22 protein-coding genes are annotated in these 18,493 nt (G+C 45.7%); 3 read left to right on the top strand and 19 right to left on the bottom strand.

Going from position 1 to position 18,493, the window contains the following annotated elements; translation table 11 throughout:
* A partial coding sequence (locus BLV90_RS07885) for a zinc ribbon domain-containing protein (RefSeq protein ID WP_143035011.1) occupies nt 1-129 on the top strand: 129 nt, incomplete at its 5' end.
* Between the two features lie 428 nt (nt 130-557).
* On the opposite strand, the gene BLV90_RS07880 is transcribed toward BLV90_RS07885, so the two are convergent.
* From BLV90_RS07880 to BLV90_RS07830, 11 genes are all read right to left on the bottom strand, one after another.
* Nucleotides 558-1,022: a DinB family protein gene (locus tag BLV90_RS07880; RefSeq protein WP_091738877.1), complete on the bottom strand. Its 465-nt coding sequence runs from the start codon at nt 1,020-1,022 to the stop codon at nt 558-560.
* 352 nt (nt 1,023-1,374) lie between these two features.
* Entirely contained in the window at nt 1,375-1,815 is a 441-nt protein-coding gene (locus BLV90_RS07875) for a Fur family transcriptional regulator (protein ID WP_091738873.1), read from the bottom strand.
* 70 nt (nt 1,816-1,885) lie between these two features.
* Nucleotides 1,886-2,560, bottom strand: coding sequence for an endonuclease III (gene nth / locus BLV90_RS07870; RefSeq protein WP_091738870.1), 675 nt, complete (start codon nt 2,558-2,560; stop codon nt 1,886-1,888).
* Between the two features lie 136 nt (nt 2,561-2,696).
* Nucleotides 2,697-3,188 (bottom strand): thioredoxin-dependent thiol peroxidase, encoded by a 492-nt coding sequence (gene bcp, locus BLV90_RS07865; RefSeq protein ID WP_245726287.1) that lies wholly within the window; start codon nt 3,186-3,188, stop codon nt 2,697-2,699.
* Between the two features lie 323 nt (nt 3,189-3,511).
* The gene (locus tag BLV90_RS07860) at nt 3,512-4,870 is read right to left on the bottom strand and encodes a sensor histidine kinase (RefSeq protein ID WP_091738866.1); all 1,359 of its coding nucleotides are present in this window, start codon (nt 4,868-4,870) and stop codon (nt 3,512-3,514) included.
* Nucleotides 4,860-5,546, bottom strand: a complete 687-nt coding sequence (locus BLV90_RS07855) for a response regulator transcription factor (protein ID WP_091738863.1) — start codon at nt 5,544-5,546, stop codon at nt 4,860-4,862. The genes BLV90_RS07860 and BLV90_RS07855 overlap by 11 nt, the downstream gene beginning before the upstream one ends.
* Before the next feature lie 87 nt (nt 5,547-5,633).
* Complete coding sequence (locus tag BLV90_RS07850) at nt 5,634-5,951, bottom strand: hypothetical protein (protein WP_091738860.1); 318 nt, start codon at nt 5,949-5,951, stop codon at nt 5,634-5,636.
* A 67-nt stretch (nt 5,952-6,018) separates the two neighbouring features.
* Nucleotides 6,019-6,261, bottom strand: coding sequence for a hypothetical protein (locus tag BLV90_RS07845; protein WP_091738857.1), 243 nt, complete (start codon nt 6,259-6,261; stop codon nt 6,019-6,021).
* A gap of 23 nt (nt 6,262-6,284) precedes the next feature.
* Nucleotides 6,285-6,497 (bottom strand): spore germination protein, encoded by a 213-nt coding sequence (locus BLV90_RS07840; protein WP_091738854.1) that lies wholly within the window; start codon nt 6,495-6,497, stop codon nt 6,285-6,287.
* A gap of 49 nt (nt 6,498-6,546) precedes the next feature.
* Nucleotides 6,547-6,750 (bottom strand): spore germination protein, encoded by a 204-nt coding sequence (locus tag BLV90_RS07835; protein ID WP_091738852.1) that lies wholly within the window; start codon nt 6,748-6,750, stop codon nt 6,547-6,549.
* Between the two features lie 66 nt (nt 6,751-6,816).
* Nucleotides 6,817-7,287, bottom strand: coding sequence for an Hsp20/alpha crystallin family protein (locus BLV90_RS07830; protein ID WP_091738849.1), 471 nt, complete (start codon nt 7,285-7,287; stop codon nt 6,817-6,819).
* A 104-nt stretch (nt 7,288-7,391) separates the two neighbouring features.
* On the opposite strand from BLV90_RS07830, the gene gerPC reads away from it, so the two are divergent.
* Complete coding sequence (gene gerPC, locus BLV90_RS07825; protein WP_091738845.1) at nt 7,392-7,772, top strand: spore germination protein GerPC; 381 nt, start codon at nt 7,392-7,394, stop codon at nt 7,770-7,772.
* Nucleotides 7,773-7,838: 66 nt separating this feature from the next.
* Here the strand turns inward: gerPC and BLV90_RS07820 are convergent, their stop codons facing one another.
* The 8 genes from BLV90_RS07820 to BLV90_RS07785 all read right to left on the bottom strand — a co-directional run bounded on the left by BLV90_RS07820 (nt 7,839) and on the right by BLV90_RS07785 (nt 17,007).
* Nucleotides 7,839-8,624: an ABC transporter permease gene (locus BLV90_RS07820; RefSeq protein WP_091738842.1), complete on the bottom strand. Its 786-nt coding sequence runs from the start codon at nt 8,622-8,624 to the stop codon at nt 7,839-7,841.
* Nucleotides 8,625-8,627: 3 nt separating this feature from the next.
* Entirely contained in the window at nt 8,628-9,422 is a 795-nt protein-coding gene (locus tag BLV90_RS07815) for an ABC transporter permease (protein WP_091738839.1), read from the bottom strand.
* On the bottom strand, nt 9,415-10,422 hold the full coding sequence (locus BLV90_RS07810; RefSeq protein WP_091738836.1) for an ABC transporter ATP-binding protein: 1,008 nt from the start codon (nt 10,420-10,422) through the stop codon (nt 9,415-9,417). Before BLV90_RS07810 ends, BLV90_RS07815 begins: the two co-directional genes overlap by 8 nt.
* A gap of 255 nt (nt 10,423-10,677) precedes the next feature.
* Nucleotides 10,678-11,439, bottom strand: coding sequence for a sporulation protein (locus tag BLV90_RS07805; protein WP_091738833.1), 762 nt, complete (start codon nt 11,437-11,439; stop codon nt 10,678-10,680).
* An 18-nt stretch (nt 11,440-11,457) separates the two neighbouring features.
* Complete coding sequence (locus tag BLV90_RS07800) at nt 11,458-12,198, bottom strand: sporulation protein (RefSeq protein ID WP_091738830.1); 741 nt, start codon at nt 12,196-12,198, stop codon at nt 11,458-11,460.
* 36 nt (nt 12,199-12,234) lie between these two features.
* Nucleotides 12,235-13,647 carry a class II fumarate hydratase gene (locus BLV90_RS07795; RefSeq protein ID WP_177167951.1) on the bottom strand — a complete coding sequence of 471 codons (1,413 nt, stop codon included), beginning with the start codon at nt 13,645-13,647 and terminating at the stop codon, nt 12,235-12,237.
* 104 nt (nt 13,648-13,751) lie between these two features.
* Complete coding sequence (locus tag BLV90_RS07790; RefSeq protein WP_091738824.1) at nt 13,752-15,797, bottom strand: protein kinase family protein; 2,046 nt, start codon at nt 15,795-15,797, stop codon at nt 13,752-13,754.
* A gap of 268 nt (nt 15,798-16,065) precedes the next feature.
* Entirely contained in the window at nt 16,066-17,007 is a 942-nt protein-coding gene (locus BLV90_RS07785) for a DUF1835 domain-containing protein (protein ID WP_091738821.1), read from the bottom strand.
* Between the two features lie 149 nt (nt 17,008-17,156).
* Between BLV90_RS07785 and BLV90_RS07780 the strand changes: the two genes are divergently transcribed.
* Complete coding sequence (locus BLV90_RS07780) at nt 17,157-18,461, top strand: glutamate-1-semialdehyde 2,1-aminomutase (RefSeq protein ID WP_091738818.1); 1,305 nt, start codon at nt 17,157-17,159, stop codon at nt 18,459-18,461.
* The last annotated feature ends 32 nt before the right edge of the window (nt 18,462-18,493 follow it).

Here is an 18,493-nt window from a genome sequence, read left to right as displayed (position 1 = left end):
GTGAAGAACCTGAATCTTCGCGCATGGACATGCCCTACGTGCCACTCTCACCATGACCGAGACATCAATGCATCCAAGAACATCTTGCAAGAAGGACTAAAGATTTTTGCGGTTGGGCAGACCGTTTAAGCTTGGAGTATATCCTGTCAGTAGACGGAGTTCCCAAGAATCCCACTGCGCCCGAAGGAAGTGCCCTTGGGGTGCTTCAGCTGTGGAATTGTCAATTGTCAGCCTTTTGGGGACGATGATCGCATAAGAATCATGCTTGCCGATGTATATGTTCTCCGACATCTTTTTCCCTATGGACAAGATGCCTCAGATCGCGCAAAAAATTGCTTGGTTTTCACCACTTTACCACGCTGCTCACTTATGTAGAGGGTTGATCTTGGGGCAATACAACGGACTCTGGATCAATGCGACGTGGTTAATTGTTGCTTCTCTAGTTTTGTTTACTTTGCCAATCGTTCTGATCAGGAAGCGGTTTGCAAGTTAATTACAGAGGAGACCCGGTTCCCTCATGTATCAGGGTTCGGGTTTCCTTCTGTACTTTCCATTATTTAATCCCAAATGTCAGGGCGCGCGATCTGAAGAGTTCGCATGTATTGCATGAGGTACCCCACGTGTACTGAATCATGATACGCGATTCGTAGTAACATATCTCCAAGAGTCCGTTTGTGTCCCTTCTCTCTCTCAATGCTTTTCTCTGCTAGGTCTATGGGAGAGAGGGAATGGATCCAATCGATAAGTTCTTGGCGATAGGGTAAGGAGTACGCGATCTCTTGTTCCACAGAGAGAATAGGAACTTTTTCAAAAGGGACCTCCTCTAGCCTCTGTCCATTGGTCTTCAGCATGTACATATACTCATGATCTCCTACCCAAGTATGGCGAATCGTTTCTCCAAATGAGTAAGCGTCTTTGTCAGGGCGCCAATCGAGATACTGGTCCGAGATCCCCCTCCAAGTAATAATTGATCGCCGTCGTGTTTCTTCAAAATTGTGAATAATAAGGTCAATCGCGTTCACAGTTGCTAGCACCTCCTATAGTATAGGGTATATATTCTGTTGTATTGAGGTGATCTCCTTCTTCGCCCCTTCTACCCCCTAGATGATTCTATTACCTCATAACTTATTAAAATTGAAGAAAAAAACTGGTGCAAGAAACTCGAGGGAAACAAATGAAAGCAGCTGTAAATGGAGCAACTAGATTGGCTAGGTTACCTTGCTTGCCATTGTTATGTTTACAGTCATGATCATTATTAATATCCTCAAGGATCGAACCATCATCAAGTGGCTCTCGTGGTTAACAGTCGTGGTCCTTTTTTAATTATAAAAATCCCCCTGGTGATTATCCAAGGGGATTTTTATTTAGTATGTTTTATTTCAACTGCATTGCTTCATGGCAACTTTTGCATAGCCCATATACTTCCATCCGATGATTTTCTACAATAAATCCAGTTTTCTGAGCCGCTTCCTCTTCCACATCCCTTAGGGAAGGATATTGAAAATCGACAATTTTACTACATTCCCTACAAATGATATGGTAGTGATCATACATATTGGCATCAAAGCGACTCGAGGCATCCCCGTAGGTGAGCTCACGAATTAATTCTGCTTCTTTGAAGACACGTAGATTATTATAAACAGTTGCCACACTCATATTTGGAAACCTGTCTTCTAGTGAGCGGTAGATCTCATCGGCGGTAGGATGGCCTAACGAGGACAGTAAATACTCCAGGATTGCATATCGTTGTGGTGTCATACGCACTCCTGTTGACTTCAACTGTTCAACTGCCTGATTCAAGCGTTTGTTTCCCATCACTACCACCTCGCTATTCCACCAGTCCCAATTCAAAAGAGATTCTCTTTTAATAATGTCTATAAACAGTCTACTTTCCATGTGAGCTTTTTGTCAATGGTTCCATATGGTTCTTCCCATACCAACAGTAGGGTAAGAGGTCACACACTTCGCATTTTGGATTGCGTGCCGCACATACTCTCCGACCATGCCAGATGATGCGATGATGGGTATCCGTCCATTCTTTACGAGGCACACGACGTGTTATTTGCTTCTCTACCTCTAGTGGGTTTTCGCTATCAGCAAGTGCTAAACGATTAGAAACGCGCAATACGTGGGTATCCACAGCAAGTGCTGGAACATCAAAGGCATTGGAGAGTACAACATTCGCTGTTTTTCTTCCCACACCAGGCAGGGCCTCCAATGCTGCCCTCGACTCAGGGACACGTCCACCGTATTGGCTAGTGAGAATTTTACAGGTCTGTAAGATGTTGCGACTCTTATTTCGATATAATCCAAGTCCACGGATCTCTTTAGCCAATTCTTCCTCAGTGAGATCGATATAATTCTCGGGTTGTGGATACCTCTCAAATAATCCTTTGGTAACAATATTTACTTGCCGATCCGTCGATTGCGCGGACAAGATTGTTGCGATCAGCAGTTCAAAGGGATTACGAAAATCAAGTTCACAATGGGCATCTGGATACATCTCTGCGAGCAATTCCAGGATTTTTTTCGTCGCTACTCGTTTTGGTTTTGGCTTCATTGTGCTCCCCTTTCTGATGTACCTCCCTTACCTCAGACCTTCACTGTCTTACTACTTCTCCCTACTAATTCCTGGCTATGCCCACGTCAAAAAAGAAGTTGGGAGACTTCCCTCCCCACCCTCTTCGTATCTCTTATTAAGACTTAGGAGTCAGATTCTCTCGTACCCACTCTAAAGTCTGTTCTACATGATTAGCCACTTTTACCTTCCGCCATTCTGCGGCCAATTTCCCTTCCTGATCGATAATAAAAGTGGAGCGTACGATTCCCATCTTTTTATGACCAAAGGTATTTTTCTCTTGATAAACACCGTATTTTTGTGAAACTTCAGCTTCAGTATCAGCTAGCAAAAGGAAGGGGAGTTGATGTTTTTCAATAAATTTCTTATGAGATGATAGATCATCTAAACTGATGCCTAGAATCACCGTATTTAAATCCGCAAAATCATTTGTGCGATCTCTAAAATCACAGGATTCTGTCGTACATCCTGGTGTTAAATCCTTCGGATAAAAATAGATAACCACGTTTTTTCCTCGATAATCCGATAGAGAGACCCTCTCTCCATTGGATGCCGGTAAGGTAAAATCCGGTGCTGCTTGTCCAATTGTCAGCATGCTGATCACCCCCATAATGTACCCCCTATATTATCACGAGTTGTCTGTCGATGAAAAAAATGAGGACAAGCAAAAAAGTCAGGTGGGTCACCTGACTTCTAAATGATCGCTGTATCCAAATTCTTATTCAACAAATGTTCATTAGAGGGAATTCTTAAACATGTCCACCAACCCTTGAAAACCCAGGTACATCTTCAATCCCCAAACAGGAACCACTAACAAAAAACTGAAGATTTCCATGAAGGTTTTCATAATCTCATCCCCTTTTCTAACTCTATCTTAGTGAAATAAAATGAGAGTATACTGAACTCTGGATGAGATTCTAATGAGAAATTCGTTTATGGCAAGGGGAGAAGGATCCGCACCTCTGTCCACTCGCCTAAGCGACTATCGATCTGAATGCTCCCTCTATGCAGTTGAAGGATTCGTTTCGCTATCGAGAGTCCTAATCCACTCCCTACCTGCTGCTTTCCTCTGACTTGTCCTGAGCGATAAAAGCGATCAAGTACTCGGGAAAGATCCCGTTTCGGAATCCCCACCCCATAATCACGAACCGTAAGACAGGCTATCCCCTCTTCTACATTCCAAAGGACATTCACAGATCCCTCCTTGGAGTATTTATGGGCATTATCTAAGAGAATATCGATAACTTCTTCCCAATCTAAGCGTTGGATTGGAAAATAGATCGGATCCAGATCTCCGGTTAATGTCACCTCTCTTGGCGAAAAAACAGGGATCCAACGATTCACCCTTTGCTGTAGCACTTCTACCAGCTCGATTTGTTCAGTTCCTAGTAGTAGATTACTTTCTCTTCGAGCAAGACTGAGGAGTTTGTCTGTCGTTGCTTCCATTCGATCCGTTTCTTGGTTAATCGCATTCAAGGCTTCCTCCAGGATATCTGGATTTTCTTTTCCCCAACGATTGAGAAGATTGACATACCCACGTATTATTGAAACCGGTGTTTTTAGTTCATGGGAAGCATCTGCTGTAAAGCGGCGTTGTTGCTCCAACAAACGGTAGATGCGGTCGAGGAGACCATTAAAGGTACGAGTAAGCTCTTCAATCTCATCTCCAGTGGCAGGAACATCCAATCGGCTATTTAATCGGGCAGGGTCCAATTCCCTTACTGTTCTTGTAATTTTCTTTACTGGATGAAAAGCCACTCTCGCCATCACATGTCCCCCAACAGCTACAATGACTAACAAAATCGAGGAGCCAATGGTAAGGGCCAAGAGCATCGTATCGAGGTAACGATTTAATGAGGTAAAATCCGTATAAAGCTCTACGCGACCATTTTTTACCCCTTGCAAAGGACGGGCTAAAATAGATACCTGCTTCCCTTCATTTTTATGGACTTTTGTAATATTGTGCCTTGCATCCTTTCCCTTTAGAAAGAATTCTGAAGGGATTCCTTGATTAACCTGCCACTCCACTTTACCATCAATGGTAACTCGAATAGCTTGTCCATTATCAATGAAGGGACTCACCCAACCGGACAATTGATCCTTCAATCGACGGCTATTTGTTTGTTCATGTTTATATATACCCGCCAGTGTAGCAATCTTCTGTTGTAAGACGCGCTGCTCTGTTTCCGTAATCATATTGGCAAACAATTGATATACAAAACCATGGAAGAGCCCAAGGATTATTAGCAAAAAAATAGCTGATAGAAGGGTAAGTCTCCATTTAATCGGCATCTTCTAAGCCTCGAATCACATAGCCAACCCCTCGCACTGTTTCGATCAAATCGGTAACACCTTCCTGGGACAATTTATTACGCAGATAGCGGATATAAACATCGACCAGGTTGGTATCTCCTGCGTAGTCAAACCCCCATACCTGATCTAAAATCTGCTCACGCCCCATGACACGATCCCGATTCTTCATCAGAAAAACCAGGAGGTCAAATTCACGAGCCGTCAGTCGTACATCTTTCTCATAACAAAGGGCCCGTCGCTGTTCTAACAGCAACCGGCAAGGACCATTAATCAAAACCTTCCCTTCGCGTGGTTCTTTTCTCCTGAGGAGCGCCCGTACGCGCGCAAAAAGCTCCTCGATCGCAAAGGGCTTTGTCATATAATCATCAGCACCAGCATCCAATCCACTTACACGATCAGGGATAGCATCCCGGGCTGTTAACAGCATCACAGGAACACTACTCTCCCCGCGAATTCGGCGACATACTTCTACACCACTTAGATCAGGTAACATCACATCGAGTACAATGATATCCCACCTATCTTCCAATGAACGCTGAAGCCCTACTCTTCCTTCAAAGGCAGTCTCAACTGTCCATCCCTCATGAATAAATTCCAACTCCAAAAAGCGTGCTAGGTTTGCCTCATCCTCGATGATAAGCACTTTTTTTTCCATCGTCGATCACACCCTGTCATCAGGTATACATCCTTATTATACCTTTTCCCTGATATCAGTAGATGAGACCTCAATGAGAAAATCACTCTAGTAGGGGGAATACATAGGATACATCTGCTGGCCTTGTCCTGGTGGAATCGTCTGTTGTGGAAACTGCGGAACAGGAAATGTAGTAGGTGGAACCACAGGCAAAATAAGATGGGGGAAAAGGATGATATGGGGCATGATGATATGAGGCATGATGGGCATGATGATGTGAGGCATGACGATATGGGGCATAATGGGTGCTTGAACTACTGGAGGGGCCATCGCACAATGTGATCCAGGCTCATAGGAGCTCACCACAGAGGGTTCACCCATAAATCCAAATGGCGGAGTCACATGATCAACCTTCGTTTGTGACATAACAAACCCTCCTTATGTTTGGTAGCACATTTCTTCAATCTCATGTCAATTCAACATAACCTCCTTTTTAAGGTTGGGAAACGTCCTGTGTTCCCGATTGATCTTGTTCAGGGAGGCTCCCTTCAGGGGGTTTAGGATTCTGTTCATCAGGAAGTCTTGGTGGTACAGTAGGTTCTTGTTCCTTCTCCTGCTCTTCACCTTGAGGGGGTTGCTCTTTTTTGACTAAAAAATTGAGTGTGGTACCGATATTGAGGGAGCCCACTTCAGAGATCGAATGCACTTTAATACTACGAATGCCTATCTGAAACATTGGATCTCCCTCCCCGATCGGCATCAAACAACATTGGACTGATCGATCAAATCTTGATCATTATAGATTGATTCACCTGTGTCGGTATTTTCACCGTAATCTCCAATAACGGATGAACCACCTACAGACTTGGTATTCGACTCAGTTCCTAAATTAATCGTGTTCCCCATATTGACGGATGATGCACCAGATACACTGATTATTTTCAGGATGTTGATGTTATTAACAGTCGCCATCCTCATCCCCCCTGCAGGCCCGGTGCTTAATGTGTTAAAAGTTTACCTATTACACTTGATCAATTAGGTCATTATCCAAATTGCCATTCGCTTCAACTGTCAAATTATTTCCAAAATCCCCGATCAACTGTGAACCACCCACAGCTTTTTCATTGGATTCAGCTCCAACATTGAAGGAGTTTCCAAAATTCATGGAACCGGGCCCCGATACACTTTGGATCTTTAGGTTGAAGATGTTATTTAGTGTTCCCATGACTTGCACCCACCTCCCCACCTGCACCTCATCGTATGTGTTTGCCCGGGGATATGTGCCCATCTCCTAGGAGTCAGAAATACGAATTCTCCTCGGATTAGAACCAGCTGCGATCATTGGCAGGCGGATCTCCAGTACCCCTTTGCGATAGTTGGCCCGACTTTTTTGACGGATAACGGGCACACCGAGAGGGATTGTTCGTTCAAAAGTTCCCGAGTTGCGTTCAGTAAGGATACGTTCATGTTTTTTATAGGCTGTAGGGATACGCCCTTTGATAAAAAGTGTTTCTCCTTCTACTCGAATATCTACAGCATCAATATCGTCAATCCCCGGCAAATCGATCAGTACGATCACTTCGTTCATCGAATGGATGACATCGGCCTTGGCTTGATTGACACTTCCCATCCCCGAAACATCAGACCAGAAATCCTCACCTAAGAAATCCTTAGCTATTTGACGCCATTTATCAAAGTTGGGAGGTCTATTCACTTCAATCACCCCTTCTAAAGACCCAACCATCACCAGTTTATTCTGCAACCCACCTATGGGTCACTGCCTAGAATCTATTCGCCCGACGGCATCTAAAAGGGGCTCTTGCCCCATATACTCTTAGAGAACTGTGTGCCGGAGGTGACAAACCGTTGTATGCTTATCTGTGGGACCGAATAAACCAACTGCAACAAGAGATGGATGCTCTTCGCCAAGAGAATGAAGAAATTCGCAAAAAATTAGACGCCATCGAACCCTTGCGAATTGAAAACATGGATTATAAAGTACAGGAACTCCATGTACAAACCTTAAGCGGAGCATTAAACATCGGTCTCACCCTTACCGGGGATGATGAAAGTATGCTAAAAATGGTAGAACGCCTACGAGAGAAAACCGATTCAAACATAGATCTGGGTTGGAATAATACCGGTGTAAAACCTCCTTGGGATGAAGACGATACCATCCCTATTACTGAGGAAAGCCCTGCTGATAAAAATTCAACAGATCGCAAAAAAGAAGAGGGTGAAGACTAGTTGTCTTCACCCTCTTCTTTTTATTGTTAAAAAATCACCTAATTCCTTGATAGGACCGACCCTCAGTCAGCTCCCTGCTCCACGATAATTCTTGATTCCTAAATTCCACACCAGGACTCCAAGGGAGAACCAAATTAAACCCATCACGGGTGTGAACATGGCAAAGGTGAGCCAACGCTCATCGTGTAACAAGAAACTAGCAGGATAAAAGCCAACAAAGGCAAAGGGCATGAGCCAAGTAAGGACGATTTGGATTACTTTGTTATAGATATCAATGGGATAACGGCCATAGTTCCCTATATTGTACATAATCGGCTGAATATCTGTTTTGGAATCGGAAAAGAGGCTAATACTCGTCAGCATGATATATAATCCACCGTAAACCGCTGCTCCCCCGAGGATAAAGAGAATAAAAAATAGTGGATCATACCAGTAAAAATCCAACTCCATCTCCCATGCAGCCCACCCCATCACGGCTAACCCTGTCACTGCACCACTTAACGACTCGGGTGTCATCGTCTCCATCATCACCTGAAAGAGACTATGAACAGGACGTGTGAGCACACGATCCAATTCTCCTTTAATAATATATCGTTCGTTAAACTCCCATAGATTGAAAAAAGCCGCAAAGATAGAGAAGGGGACTAGGAAATATCCGTAGATAAAGATAACCTCTTCCCGAGACCAGCTGGAAAGTTGTGTCGTATGGGAAAAAACCACGAGGATAAACACCAAGTTGACTGCTTGAAACATAATATCAGTTACCATTTGCACAAGAAAATCGCTTCGATATTGCAAGCGTGTCTTTACATATTGCATGAAATAATCAATAAAAAGTTTACTTGAAGTCATCACTTACCCTCCCTGTACAACCAACCGTCGGCGAGCATTTATCCACAACAAGCGGATCGGTACCCAAAGCAGTACAGTCCAGATGAGTTGCACTTCCAAAAAGGTGATTACCTCTGCCAACGGTACTCCCTTAGCTAGGATCGTACTCGGTACGTAACTAATCCCTTGAAAGGGAAGATAGGATAGGATCTCCTTCGCCCATCCTGGAAAAAATGTGATTGGGATCACCAATCCTGACAGTAGATCGATAATGACCCGCTTCGCCCGGATCATCCCCATATTGTTTAAGATGAAAAACGCCATCAAGCCCGTTAACACATTGATCTGGGTATTGATAATAAACCCAAACAAAAGACTAATAGCAAACCATCCCCAGGTAGAGGCGTCACTGGGAAGTTGGATTGGGAAAATAAATGAGACAATAACCATCCCTGGAACACTAAACAAGAGGAGACGGAAGACCCCTTCACCTAACCCTTGAAAACCTTTCCCCAGCACATAGCTATAAGGGCGGAGCAACTGTACAGCCACGGTGCCATCCCGAATCTCCTGGGCAATCTCTCGATCTAAGTTATTGAAATAAAAAGCCCGCGACATCCACGCTACTGCTACATAGGTTGCCATTTGCACGGAGGAGGTTCCATTGATCGAAGATTGATCCCCATAGATCGCCATCCACAAGAAATAGTAGACCCCAATATTTAAGCTGTAGATGATGATGCCACTATAATAATTCACCCGATAGGCTAACATCATCAAAAAACGAAGGCGCATCAATTCCATGTACTTCTCAAGCATGGGGGACACCCTCCTGATAGATGCGGCGCACAATATCCTCCGTCTTCGCCTCCTCGATCCGGATCTCTTTTATTGAAGCATGGGGAACCACTCTGGAAAGCACCTCGGAGACGGAAGGGTCAGGTCCAGTCAAGCCCACTCGATAGCAGCGACCCTCGATATGTTGCCACTCAGCAGATATATCTTTGGTAAAATCCTGTAACGCAGAGAGCGCCCACTCCTCCTTCAATTCCAAATAGAGACGCGGACCACCACCCCACTGCTTCGATAATTCCGGTAATCCACCGTTATAGATGATTTTCCCCTTATCTAACATCACCACGCGATGACTTAACGCCTCTATATCGGATAAGTCATGGGTTGTTAACAGGATTGTTGTCCCATACTCTTCATTGATCTGCTTTAAGAAGCGACGAATATTCTCCTTCACTAGAACATCTAAGCCAATCGTTGGTTCATCCAAAAACAAAAGACGAGGCTGATGAATGAGGGCCGCTGCAAGCTCACAACGCATCCGTTGCCCTAGGGAAAGCTTACGAACAGGTTGTTCAAGGAGGGGGCCCATTTCTAGCACTTCCGTCAGGCGATTTAAATGACGATGATAGTCCTCATCGGGAATACTATATAGTTTTTTTAACAAACGAAAGGACTCACGGACCGCTAAGTCCCACCATAGTTGACTTCGCTGACCAAAAACGACTCCGATGGTCTTTACAAATTGCTCCCGCTCTCCATGGGGATCATACCCATTCACCTTCAAGTCTCCAGAGGTGGGTTGCAAAATCCCTGTTAACATTTTGATCGTTGTCGATTTGCCCGCACCATTTTCACCGATATATCCCACGATCTCACCTGGGTTAATCCGCAGATCAATTTCATCCACTGCCCGAATCGTACGATACTGCCGATCAAATAAATCTCGAAAAGCCCCTTTCATCCCTTCACGACTCTGCACAATTTTAAAGTCCTTCGTTAAGCCCTGTGCTTCAATGCTGTACATCCTCTCCACCTCAACTTTACCTGCCTCCCTCTTTTATCCCTTTCAAAAGAGCACCCCCAATAAGGGATGCTCTCTCCACCAAATAAAAAGCGGGGGCGTTCTCTCATTTATCTATACTTATACCCTTATACCCTATCTATACACTTGTCCCAATTTACCATGCCTTTGATCAACTAGTCCTCATCATACTACCATAAAATCCACCTAGACATGACAAGGAAACAGGATAGCCTGTTTCCTTGTAAAAAAATAGTATTAGTGCACATGATGGCGAATCAGATCGTCAATCTTTTTCTGCAAATCTTCGGTACCGCCAGTTACATCCTGTTCGTTCACCGATAGACGTAGTGTACGTTGATCCAATTCCAAAGCTTCTTCCAAGGAGCTCATCAGATCTGTCGCCTTGCGATCCAATTGAAGGATCACTTCAACCTCCTTCTCTCCTATGTAAAACATCACTTCAATTTCATCCAGTAACCCTCGTAAATCACCGGTTGGTTTAAATTCAAATTCCTGAATAAAGGGATGGCGAGAGTAATAATTTTCAAATTCAAAATCAATCTCAACCAATTGAAAGCCCACTTTTTCGATTACCGATAAGACCTTTTCTACCAACGGGTGAGGCAGTACTTCAATCCCGTCGTTATCATCCGGGTCAACGGCCCGTTTGATGTCAAGTCCTGTCTTTAAGTAAACTGGGCACCCTCCTGTTGTTACAGGTGTATCATAGGGGAGACGAATTTCAAAGGGGATGACACGCGTCTCTTGTGGGGCAACGGTAAATACCTCAGAAAGGCGATACTCTTCCATTACGTACTCTTGCTGATTTCGTTCATGTTGATAGAGAACGACCAGATAAAGATAGATTTCATCGATCTCCTGTGCCACTTGCCCACCTTGGATATGTACTTCTCCTTCAATATACTCTCCTTGCCTAAACTGCGTCTGCCGAAGTCGGGTATCCACCTTGGCATTACCGACACCTAAACTAGCCAAGGCTTTGGTAAAGATAGACATGAGATTCCCCCTATATGGTTAGTTTTTGAGCAGGGACTGGATAGCAGCTAATGGACTTTTCACTTGCTTTTGTTGACCACCGATCAACATCGACAGCGATCCATCCGGATCTTTCATCTGCCAGGAAAACGCCGTGTTGAGAACACGGCTCCCCCTGCGGATCTCTACCTGCATCTGTACATCATCACTACCTACATCAAAGTAGAGATTCAGTTCATCAAGATAGCCATGGTATCTCTCTGCTGGTTTAAACTGAAATATCTGGATAAAAGGAACTTCCTTGCAAGATGGATCGTGCTCATTAAACATCCGATACATGATAAAACCAGAGCGTTCGATTTCGCTTAGCATCTGCTCCACTGTCGGATGGGGAAACACTTCGATTCGATCTCGATCCTTAGGATCAATGGCACGTTTGATATCCAATCCTGTTTTTAGATAGATTGGATAACGACCACAGGACATCGGGGTTTGATAGGGAAGCCGAATTTGGAAGGGAATGATTTGATCTCCCTTTTCCGAAATGGAAAAGGACTCGCTCAGCCGATATTTTTGCATGATATGTTCTACTTTTTTACCATTATTCAAGTAATGAACGATCAAAAATAGATAGATATCATCCACTCGTTGCAGAGCATGTCCTCCTCGAATCCTCACTTCTCCACGCACGACTTCACCCGGTTGATACTGACTGGTTTCTAAACGCGTATCTACAGTAGCATTGCCAACACCCATGCTTGCAAGGGCTTTGCTAAACATCCAATCACCTCCTCCCAATAGGCTGAGCAAAAAACCTTACCAGTCATCACCCGGAATCATCTTCTCAGGATCTAATGCTTGTTCTACCTCTTCCTCTGATAAATCCCCTTCTTGGCGGATGATTTCCCGGATCGTTTTACCTTCTTTAAAAGCCTGTTTAGCAATCTCTGCTGCTCGATCATATCCCAATGAGGGATTAAGTGCCGTAGCTAGCGAAAGGGATTGCTCCATCCATTCGCGACAACGTTCTTCATCTACTTCGAGGCCCTGCAAACACCGGTCATTAAATGTTACCATGCCATTGCTCAGAATCATGATTGAGTGAAGAAGATTGTGCGCGATAACAGGCATCATCACGTTTAGTTCCAATTGAGAATGCTCGCCAGCAGCAGTAAGGGCCGCATCATTACCAATCACCTGAATACAAATCATGTTCATCATTTCCGCCATCACAGGGTTTACTTTTCCCGGCATGATAGATGAACCAGGTTGAACAGGGGGTAGACGGAATTCAGCAAGCCCTGTACGTGGTCCTGAGGAAAGGAGTCGTAAATCACTAGCCAGTTTCCCCAAATGAATCGCCAGGTTTTTTAAAGCTACGCTTGCCTTCAACGCCGCGCCTGTATTTTGCATGAACGCAAAACGATTGCCTGGCTGGCAAAATGGTAAGCCCGTACGAGAAGCGATCTGTTCGATAGCTGCCCCGGCATAGCCGGAAGGTGTATTAATCCCTGTTCCTACAGCGTTTCCACCCAATCCTATCTGATATAGAAAGGGTAAGCTTTCCTCGATTCCCTCACGAGCATGTCGAATCCCGTAAGCATATCCTAGCAGCTCTTGCCCTACTTTCAATGGGACTGCATCCTGTAAATGGGTCCGACCGGATTTGATGATATCACCAAAATCCACTGCCTTTTGTTCAATGGTGCGAATCAACTGATCTGTAGCAGGGAGAAGACGATGAACGATCTCTTCAGCAGCAGAGATATTTATCGCAACATGAATCGTATCATTTGTGGATTGCCCTCGATTAACATGATCATTGGGGTGCACGAGTGAGTTATCCCCAGGCTTTCCTCCCAGTAACTCTGCAGCACGGCTAGCAATCACTTCGTTAGCATTCATGTTTTGGGATGTACCGGCACCTGCTTGATACACATCCACAACGAAGTGATCGTCCCACTTACCGTCCATCACTTCTTCTGCAGCACAGATAATCGCATCCGCTACGCGGTTGTCTAATTCACCGCAGTGACGATTGGCCTCAGCAGCCGCCACTTTGATCAATCCTTGTGCACGAATAAAAGAGCGGGGTAAACGGAAACCACTGATCGGAAAATTTTCCACAGCACGTTGAGTTTGTGCTCCATAATAACGATCCTTGGGAACCTTTACTTCACCTAGAGAATCTCTCTGTAATCGGTACTCTGCCACTAGAAGCACCTCCATTAGGGATAGCCACAGATTCAATCTATAAAATTGAAATCTCCTGGGACAACAAAAAGCCCCAGGACTTTCGGACCTCTCGCACCGAAAGTCCTAAGTACTTTTCCCTAGCTTTGCCGGTTAAACACATGGCGAATATATTCATCCAATTGGGATGCCAATCGATCATGTTGTCTCCGCTCAGCTTCTTCACCTAGTTGGATCGCTTGGGTAGGTACGCTCTTCTCCACTTCCCGGACATTGCGTTCTTTTTGTTTGGCTTCTTCTTCAGTTGCGCGACGTTTATTTTTATGACGCTCCGCTTCAACACGTGCACGGAATTCAGCATCCCAACGTCTCGCTTCTTCCCTTTCACGAGCTAGACGCTCAGTCTCCTTATGCTCCGCTTCCTGGCGTCTCGCTTCTTCTTGCTCACGGGCCAGACGCTCAGCTTCCTGGCGTCTTATCTCTTCTTGCACACGCATCCGACGCTCGGCTTCCTGGCGTTCCGCCTCTTCTCGAACCAAACGCTCGGCTTCTCGACCGCTCGCCTCTTCCTGTTCACGCGCCAGACGCTCAGCTTCCTGGCGTTTCGCTTCTTCCTGCTCACGAACCAGACGTTCGGCTTCCTGACGTTCGGCTTCTTCCTGCTCACGGGCCAAACGCTCGGCCTCTCGACGTCTCGCTTCTTCTTGCTCACGCGCCAGACGCTCCGCTTCCTGACGTTCCGCTTCTTCCTGCTCACGAGCCAGACGTTCGGCTTCCTTACGCTCGGCTTCTTCCTGCTCACGGGCCAAACGCTCGGCCTCTCGACGTCTCGCTTCTTCTTGCGCTAGACGCTCCGCTTCCTTACGCTCCGCCTCTTCTCGAGCCAGACGCTCCGCTTCCTGGCGTTTCGCTTCTTCCTGCTCACAGGCCAAACGCTCGGTCTCCCGACGTCTCACTTCTTCTTGCTCACGCGCTAGACGCTCCGCTTCCTTACGCTCCGCCTCTTCTCGAGCCAGACGATCAGCCTCCCAACGTCTCGCCTCCTCCTGTTCACGGGCCAGACGCTCGGCCTGTTCACTGGCCAAACGCTCGGCTTCCTGGCGTTTCGCTTCTTCTTGCTCACGCGCCAGACGCTCAGCCTCTCGGCGTCTTGCTTCTTGCTCACGGACCAAACGCTCAGCTTCCTGGCGTCTCGCCTCTTCCTGTTCACGCGCTAGGCGATCAGCTTCCTTACGCTCCGCTTCTTCTCGAGCCAGACGCTCCACCTCTCGACGTCTCGCTTCTTGCTCACGGGCAAGACGCTCAGCTTCTTCTCGAGCTAATTGTTCCGCTTCCAGACGATCCTGTTCCAACTTCGCTAATCTCGACTGTTCCAAGCGTTGTTGTAGCACTTTGGAACTTACTGACTCCTCCGTTTTATCCTGAGCTTTTTGTTGGTTTTCCGTTTTAGCCGCACTCTCACGTGTTACCCAGGTATCCCGAACCACTGAGGGAGTTTTCTCTTCAGGTTTACGAAAGAACTTATCAAAAAAGCCTTTGGAATCTCTCTTTTTTAGATAGGAATCAATCTGAGAGATCACCTGATTTCCCGGTTGGTTTAGACTTTTTTGTAGCACCCTACCCAATGTTTTAGAAAATTTTGTATCGGATGGTATTTTGCGAATGGGTTCTTCTATTACTTGACCAGTAAGCAACATCACCATCAGATTTCCCCAGTCATAAATTATATCCGGCTGGGTCCGTCCCTCTACTCCACAAGCAATCACCATCAGACTTCCGTCTTCGGTTACACCAATATTGGAAGGGTGAAGAACCATATGCATACGTAATGGTTTGCCAAACAATATATGTTCCACTGGCGTAAGCTCCTTCACCCAGAGGAACACTTGATCTTCTTCCTCTGGCCCATGCTCGTGAAGACGCTCCCGAAAAGGAACATAAGGACGAATAAACACCAGCGATCGTTGTTCAGAGAAGACCTGGAGGTAAGGCAGAATCCCCGGATGATCAAGCGATAAATACTGTTGAATGGCTCGGGGTTGGGCTGGTTTGACCAAGGGCGTGTGTTCTAAATAAAAACGCTCTCCGCCGGATTCCGCTACTGCCAGTTCTCCTGCGAGTAGCGGTTCGACGCTCTCGATTCGATAAACATCCCGGTAATAATCCCCTACTGTAAAGAACGCCAACGTCCTCTCCTCCAAAAACTTTATTTAAAGCTACTCGAATCCTTATCAACCTTATATGGGCTAGATATAAGACACCATTTTCAGAATACCATATGCTACTCATAGCGTATAGACAAAACCCATCATAATCATGCCTGCTCCCGATAAAATTCTCCTTGCAAAATTAACTCATCCCCTCTTCAAGAGGCTTCTACCCACTGGATGTGTTGTTCATCCAGAAGGAAGGGAGATTGGTTTACTTATGAAGTGACGATCATCAAATAAATTTTCATTTCTTTAACGAATCAATCTGAACAAGGTTCCCCACATGATCTCTCCTCCATATGTCATTCTGTAAGTGAACACCACCTAACCACCAGTCGATACCTACCACTTGGATTCGGTCCTCTTCTCCTGCTAATACTCTCTCTCCCAGAGCTGTCAGCTTCCAAACTTCCTCAGTTGTGGACGTCTCTTTACAGATTAAGGGGTTTTGCTCAGTAGTCAATTCATTAACAATCGCCGCAAAATGAACATCGCTCAAGCCATCCTCAGGTCGCTGAATGGTTACTTCGCGAAATAAGGACTCGAAGGAGGAAACTCCCGCCTGGATAAGGGACAAGACCATTTCCTCGACGATATTTAACCCCGTGGTTTGCGATGGAAAGTATTCTAGATGACGAGAGAAGGCCGCATTCACATGATCAAATCGACTCTCTTTCTTTAACCGCTCGACAATTCCCCGGGGGTCCTCTGCAATATAATCCTTCCATGCATTGGTTGCCTCAATTAAATGTTCCTCCCCTAGGGGGATTCGTTGATCAAAGAGATGCTTAATCACACTCTTTCCCGCATCTCCAGAGAGCACCCCTGTAGGAATGGTTACAAGATCAATCGTTGAGATACCCAACTCTCGACAACGTTTTAATAGATAGAGAAGCATCATCTGATCATACCGATCCGTATCGAACCACAGAACCAGATGACAGGAAGGCGGCATTCTCTTTAATCGTTGTTCCTGATAAACAAAAGTCATCTTCGTCTGCTCTGAAGGAATTCCCAAACGCTCCTCAAAGAAATCGGCCCGCTTATTGGCTTGCTCAACCATATCCCACTCTATATGAAAAGGACCAAAGTCCAGCATTTCTCGCCATACAAATACCTCACCCTGCTCAGGTGAGTTCTCTCGCAATGTATCTGCCCAAATATCTCCATTAACAAAATGAATCAATCACGACTCTCCTCTCTTAAGCCCGTATTCTTCTTGCCCTTGTACCGTTTTTATCCCCATACAAGATCCATAGGAAACAGGGAATCCCTTGCTCTACTATAAACCCATCGATAGAATAAAAGTCGAAGCACATTAAAGGAGGACTCAATTTGAACGAAACCCGTTCACACTTATTCCATAAAGAAGCTCTCGATGTCATTGTCGGTGGGGTAAATAGCCCCTCCCGATCCTTTAAAGCCATTGGCATGGAGAATCCGATCTACATGAAAGAGGCACAAGGAGCCTACTTTTTCGACGAGGATGACAAGCGCTACATCGATTATCTGGCCGCCTTTGGTCCGATCATCCTTGGCCATAACCATCCTCATGTCACCCAAGCCATTCAAGATACTGCTCATATGGGTACACTGTATGGAGCGCCTACTAAAAAAGAGATTCAATTTGCCAAAATGATTCGCGATGCCATCCCAGCGATGGAACAATTGCGTCTTGTAAATAGTGGTACCGAAGCGGTAATGAGTACGATTCGTCTAGCAAGAGCAGTCACCGGTCGAAATAAGGTGATCAAATTTGCGGGTTGCTATCATGGCCATTCTGATTTGGTATTAGTAGCTGCAGGTTCCGGCCCATCTACGCTAGGAACCCCTGATTCTGCTGGGATTCCACAAAGCATTGCCAACGAAGTAATTACCGTTCCCTTTAACCATATCGATGGTCTTACAGAAGCCTTAGCCCAATGGGGAGAAGAAGTTGCCGCTGTCTTGGTAGAACCCCTTGTCGGTAACTTCGGGATCGTAGAGCCTGCGCCTGGCTTCCTCGAAGCGGTGAATGAACTGGCCCACGATGCAGGTGCACTTGTGATCTATGATGAGGTCATCACTGCCTTCCGCTTTCACTACGGCGGAGTACAAACCCTATACAATGTAGAGCCCGACCTCACCGCCCTGGGTAAAATCATAGGGGGTGGTCTTCCTATCGGAGCCTATGGTGGGCGTCGGGAGCTGATGGGGCGAGTTGCGCCTAATGGGCCCACTTACCAAGCAGGAACAATGGCAGGCAACCCTCTCTCTGTCGCCGCAGGAATCGCTTGTTTAGAGGCCCTTTCAAAGCCAGGAGTATACGAAGAGTTAGATCGCAAAGGGCGTATCCTGGAGGAAGGCATTCTTTGCCATGCACAAAATGCAGGCGTTACCATTCAGGTGAATCGGAAAGGAGGCGCACTAACCGTCTACTTCAGTGATAAACCGATTACGAATTACGAAGGAGCAGAAGCAACGGATAGTGACGCCTTTGCCCAATTTTACCGCCTCATGCTACAGGAAGGCATCTACCTGGCTCCATCCAAATATGAAGCCTGGTTTTTAACAACCGCCCATTGTGATGAAGATTTGGATCACACCCTAAAAGCAACCGAAAAAGCCTTCCATGCCATGACGCGTTCACCATTATCTTAAGTGCTGTTGACTCCTATTTATCCCAACCAGGA

Origin of the sequence: Marininema mesophilum (assembly GCF_900106775.1) — a bacterium.
Classification (GTDB): domain Bacteria; phylum Bacillota; class Bacilli; order Thermoactinomycetales; family DSM-45169; genus Marininema; species Marininema mesophilum.
The sequence above is the reverse complement of the archived record's forward strand: the minus strand, read 5'-3'. Positions and strand labels throughout refer to the sequence as shown.

What these genes read in the sequence shown, in the direction of transcription:
- BLV90_RS07860 (WP_091738866.1), bottom strand. Translation starts at nt 4,870, where the DNA reads ATGCCGATTAAATGGAGACTTACCCTTCTATCAGCTATTTTTTTGCTA.
- BLV90_RS07820 (WP_091738842.1), bottom strand. Translation starts at nt 8,624, where the DNA reads ATGACTTCAAGTAAACTTTTTATTGATTATTTCATGCAATATGTAAAG.
- BLV90_RS07810 (WP_091738836.1), bottom strand. Translation starts at nt 10,422, where the DNA reads ATGTACAGCATTGAAGCACAGGGCTTAACGAAGGACTTTAAAATTGTG.
- BLV90_RS07835 (WP_091738852.1), bottom strand. Translation starts at nt 6,750, where the DNA reads ATGGGAACACTAAATAACATCTTCAACCTAAAGATCCAAAGTGTATCG.
- BLV90_RS07840 (WP_091738854.1), bottom strand. Translation starts at nt 6,497, where the DNA reads ATGGCGACTGTTAATAACATCAACATCCTGAAAATAATCAGTGTATCT.
- BLV90_RS07850 (WP_091738860.1), bottom strand. Translation starts at nt 5,951, where the DNA reads ATGTCACAAACGAAGGTTGATCATGTGACTCCGCCATTTGGATTTATG.
- nth (WP_091738870.1), bottom strand. Translation starts at nt 2,560, where the DNA reads ATGAAGCCAAAACCAAAACGAGTAGCGACGAAAAAAATCCTGGAATTG.
- BLV90_RS07795 (WP_177167951.1), bottom strand. Translation starts at nt 13,647, where the DNA reads ATGGAGGTGCTTCTAGTGGCAGAGTACCGATTACAGAGAGATTCTCTA.
- BLV90_RS07855 (WP_091738863.1), bottom strand. Translation starts at nt 5,546, where the DNA reads ATGGAAAAAAAAGTGCTTATCATCGAGGATGAGGCAAACCTAGCACGC.
- BLV90_RS07815 (WP_091738839.1), bottom strand. Translation starts at nt 9,422, where the DNA reads ATGCTTGAGAAGTACATGGAATTGATGCGCCTTCGTTTTTTGATGATG.
- BLV90_RS07800 (WP_091738830.1), bottom strand. Translation starts at nt 12,198, where the DNA reads ATGTTTAGCAAAGCCCTTGCAAGCATGGGTGTTGGCAATGCTACTGTA.
- bcp (WP_245726287.1), bottom strand. Translation starts at nt 3,188, where the DNA reads ATGGGGGTGATCAGCATGCTGACAATTGGACAAGCAGCACCGGATTTT.
- BLV90_RS07845 (WP_091738857.1), bottom strand. Translation starts at nt 6,261, where the DNA reads ATGTTTCAGATAGGCATTCGTAGTATTAAAGTGCATTCGATCTCTGAA.
- BLV90_RS07805 (WP_091738833.1), bottom strand. Translation starts at nt 11,439, where the DNA reads ATGTCTATCTTTACCAAAGCCTTGGCTAGTTTAGGTGTCGGTAATGCC.
- BLV90_RS07875 (WP_091738873.1), bottom strand. Translation starts at nt 1,815, where the DNA reads ATGGGAAACAAACGCTTGAATCAGGCAGTTGAACAGTTGAAGTCAACA.